Annotated in this window: 2 protein-coding genes and 1 pseudogene; 1 reads left to right on the top strand and 2 read right to left on the bottom strand. The window is 39.5% G+C overall.

Annotated features, from left to right (window positions below; translation table 11 throughout):
* Positions 1 to 257 precede the first annotated feature (257 nt).
* Entirely contained in the window at positions 258 to 482 is a 225-nt protein-coding gene (locus HX124_RS17940; protein WP_180041982.1) for an XRE family transcriptional regulator, read from the top strand.
* Positions 483 to 567: 85 nt separating this feature from the next.
* Here the strand turns inward: HX124_RS17940 and HX124_RS17935 are convergent.
* Together HX124_RS17935 and HX124_RS17930 are read right to left on the bottom strand one after the other, a co-directional pair.
* Positions 568 to 1,851: pseudogene (locus HX124_RS17935) on the bottom strand (type I restriction endonuclease subunit R, EcoR124 family); the annotation flags it as partial.
* A gap of 45 nt (positions 1,852 to 1,896) precedes the next feature.
* Positions 1,897 to 2,601: an IS6-like element IS1006 family transposase gene (locus tag HX124_RS17930; protein WP_001067784.1), complete on the bottom strand. Its 705-nt coding sequence runs from the start codon at positions 2,599 to 2,601 to the stop codon at positions 1,897 to 1,899.
* Between the last annotated feature and the right edge of the window lie 139 nt (positions 2,602 to 2,740).

Raw genomic sequence — 2,740 nt, 5'->3', positions numbered from 1 at the left:
CCCTGGGCGAAATGCGCCTGGTAAGCAGAGTTTTTGAAATGTAAGGCCTTTGAATAAGACAAAAGGCTGCCTCATCGCTAACTTTGCAACAGTGCCTGAATACATAATGATTTCTCCTATATAGATGGTAAATAGATTAGTTGATAAGCTATTTATAACACATAATTTTATGTGTTTGCCACATAATTTTATGTGTTTTTATGTAAATATAACCCTATGCTATAATTTCAAAACACCATTTCTATAAATTTACTCCAATGCCATATACTGAATTTCAACGTCTTATCGGTAAAGCAGGGCTTTCTATTAAAGAATTTGCTGAATTATTGGACATGAAACCTAATTCAATTACGAACTATAGTAAACAAGGTGTCGTGCCTACACATATTGCTGTAATTGTTGCGCTGATTTCTACGATGAAAGATGAGGGATTGGATTTCTATCCAATTTTTGAAAAAATTAAATCGTATTCAGAAGATTAAAACTCTCGTTTTTTAATTATTTTTAAGCGATGAATAATGATGTAAAAAATGCCTGAACTTCAGGCATTTTTTGATTCTGGGATGTTTATAAACCTAGATAGAACTTTTCAATAAAGTTTCGAGTTTTGATAACTAAGGTATTCATCAGGGTCTTCCGTTCTGAGATCTTAGGACGATTAATCGGTAAGTCTTTGACATCTTCACGGCTAGGTAGACGTTTAGTGTATTCATATTGGCTGAGCACCGTTTTAAATATCTCAGGCTTGATGGCTTCTTTTTGACATAGTTCATCCAGAGCCTTCTCTTTTTCTACATCCCAAAACTGAGCAAAGGCCTCTTCAACACTTTGACCATTGGCCATCCGTGGAATGTTTTCATCTAGAAACTTTTGAATCAGCTCTTGTTTGTCGTACAAGTTGTGATTGGTCGAGATGATATCTTGTACCTGGGAACGATACTGCTGCTTCTTTTCAGGATCTTTATGATTAACCACCGATTGCAGTAAATTCAGGATATAACCGACATTTACGGTATCGCGGTGGATCAGTTCAAGTTGGAAATTGACGTCATTGAGGACCGATACTTTGTCTTTAGGTTGGACCACACGGACGTTGTTGTACAGATATTTGTACTGTGAGGTATGTTTCTGAAATTCTGCTTTGTTTAAATCGGTACTATCTTGGTCATACTCTACAAAGTTTTCCAATTGTGCATTGATCCGCATTACCTCACGGAAGGCTTTGACGTATTCCAATTGTTGTTCTTCAGTTTCTAGCGTATTGGGTACTTGGTCCGGATCTGGGGCAATACTGAGTAAGTGGGCAACCGCAGCATTGTACTTTTCTTTAATGCTATCGAAACTTGGGATTAGGACAATTTTTTGTGCTTCATCCTTGTTTGAAAATAAGGTGAGGGCTTGGTCTGTAGCTTGCTTTAAGTTACGAAAGCACAGGATATTACCGAATGGTTTGTCTGCATTCAGAATACGGTTGGTACGTGAAAAGGCTTGGATTAGACCGTGATATTTAAGGTTCTTATCGACATACAGGGTGTTGAGTGGTTTTGAGTCAAAACCAGTTAGGAACATATTCACCACAAGCAGGATATCAATTTCTTTTTTGCGTACTCGATTGGCAATGTCACGATAGTAAGCATAGAACTCATCGCCTGAGTTGTAGTTCTGACCAAATTTGGCATTGTATTCAGCAATGTATTGATCAAGCTTGTCTCGATTGGACTGACTGATTTTGGTCGGGATATCTGCAGACTCTTCTTCAATTAAACCACTGTGATCTTCGACCTTGAGTTCTTCATTGGCTGCAAAGGAAAAAATTGTGGCAATGGTCAATGGGGTATAAATTCGGCACTGTTGCAAATAGAGATTTGAGTCGATGATGTTCCCTTTAAAAAGTACTTAGAGACCGAAAACCCTGTTGATTAGACACACTTCACCCTGAGGCTGACCATAATAAAATGACGATGCTTGTCCTTTACGTAGTGCACGCATGACTTCAATACCTTTAATTGTGGCATAAGCCGTCTTCATAGATTTGAATCCTAATGTGGCCCTGATGATCCGCTTTAGCTTGCCATGATCACATTCAATCACGTTATTTTTATACTTAATCTGCCTGTGCTCAAGGTCTGGTGGACATTTACCTTCCCGTTTTAACCGTGATAAAGCACGTCCATATGTGGGTGCTTTATCCGTGTTGATCACTTGTGGAATTTGCCACTTCTTCACATTATTTAAAATTTTTCCAAGAAAACAATATGCTGATTTGGTATTACGTCTAGAAGAAAGATAAAAATCAATGGTATCGCCACGTTGATCGACTGCACGATACAGATAAGACCATCGTCCATTCACTTTTACATAGGTTTCATCAATATGCCACGAGCTCAGATCTGTAGGATTACGCCAATACCAGCGTAAACGTTTTTCTATTTCAGGAGCATAACGTTGAACCCAACGGTAAATAGTCGTGTGATCAACATTCACACCCCGTTCGGCCAGCATTTCCTGCAGTTCACGATAGCTAATGCCATATTTACAATACCAGCGCACAGCCCAAAGAATGATTTCGCCCTGAAAATGCCGACCATGGAAAGGATTCATATGCTGCACCTTTAGCTAAAACAGTCTTCAGCTTACCATTCGTGGTTATTTGCAACAGTGCCGCTGACGCACACCATCGCCCACCGGGTGGGTCGCTATCTGGAACGGCAAGGCCTGCTGGAACGGGATGTCGAAAACA

It is taken from the genome of Acinetobacter sp. 226-1, from assembly GCF_030329325.1.
GTDB lineage: Bacteria > Pseudomonadota > Gammaproteobacteria > Pseudomonadales > Moraxellaceae > Acinetobacter > Acinetobacter sichuanensis.
The sequence above is the reverse complement of the archived record's forward strand: the minus strand, read 5'-3'. Positions and strand labels throughout refer to the sequence as shown.

What these genes read in the sequence shown, in the direction of transcription:
- HX124_RS17940 (WP_180041982.1), top strand. Translation starts at nt 258, where the DNA reads ATGCCATATACTGAATTTCAACGTCTTATCGGTAAAGCAGGGCTTTCT.
- HX124_RS17930 (WP_001067784.1), bottom strand. Translation starts at nt 2,601, where the DNA reads ATGAATCCTTTCCATGGTCGGCATTTTCAGGGCGAAATCATTCTTTGG.